The sequence below is a fragment of the Roseomonas rosulenta genome (genome assembly GCF_016106005.1).
GTDB lineage: Bacteria > Pseudomonadota > Alphaproteobacteria > Acetobacterales > Acetobacteraceae > Neoroseomonas > Neoroseomonas rosulenta.
Genome location: NZ_JACADR010000593.1, coordinates 1 through 903, shown reverse-complemented (window position 1 = coordinate 903; position 903 = coordinate 1). Strand labels below are relative to the sequence as shown.

2 protein-coding genes are annotated in these 903 nt (G+C 75.5%); both read left to right on the top strand.

Annotated elements, in window-relative coordinates:
* A partial coding sequence (locus HW578_RS27095; RefSeq protein ID WP_198373791.1) for a hypothetical protein occupies positions 1–350 on the top strand: 350 nt, incomplete at its 5' end.
* 16 nt (positions 351–366) lie between these two features.
* Positions 367–903 (top strand): glycosyltransferase (locus HW578_RS27090; RefSeq protein WP_198373790.1); only part of this gene is annotated, 537 nt, incomplete at its 3' end.

Below are 903 nucleotides of genomic sequence, written 5' to 3'. Positions count from 1 at the left end.
CGCAGGCGGCGCGCTTCACCACCGCCGCGCAGGCCGACGCCGCGATGGCGGCCTTCCGCGCCACCATCGCCGATATCGAGGCCGGCCGCCGCCCGCGCCCCGGCGCCGGCTGGGAGGAATTCCGCCGCTACCAGGCCGGCATCCAGGCCTGGCTGCAGGAACGCCCCGACCTCGCGAAGGATGCGCTGGCGCGACGCAATCTCGGCGGCTTCGGTGCCCCGGCGCGCCCCTCCGGCGAATTGCTGCGCGCCCTGGCCGAGATCGAGGCCATGAAGAACAGCCCGTTCTGGCGCCTGCGCGGCCTGGTCATCCGCGCGCTGCGCAAGGCCCGGCTGCGGCATCGAGGCTGAGCCCGGGCCGTCCGCGATGCGCCTGCTGCTCTGGTACTGGGGACGGCGTGGCGCGGGCGGGCAGTTGGCGCTCGCGCTCGCTACCGCGCTCGCGCGGCGCGACGACGTGGCGGTGGCGCTCTCTCTCTCGGCGCAGGCCGATCTCGGCGCGGAATTCGACGCCCTCGGCCTGCCGATCGAGCGCGTGCGGACCTATTCCAGCGCAGCCGGCTTCGTTGCGGGCTTCACGCGCGTCCCGGGCCTGGCGCGGCGGCTTGTGCGCCAGGCGCAGGCGTTCCGCGCCGATGCCGTGGTCTCGGTGATGACGCATCTCTGGACGCCGCTCGTGGCGCCTGCGCTGCCACGCGCCGGGCTGCGCTTCGTGCCGATGGTGCACGACGCGGAACCGCATCCGGGCGATGCCGGCGCCTTCTGGGAATGGCGCCTGGGGCGCGAACTGGACGCGGCGGAGAGCGCGATCGTCTTCTCCGACAGCGTCGCGGCGGGCGTGCATCGGCGCCGCCCGGCGCTGCCGCTGCACCGGCTGCCGCTCGGCGCGCTGCTGGCGGGTGGT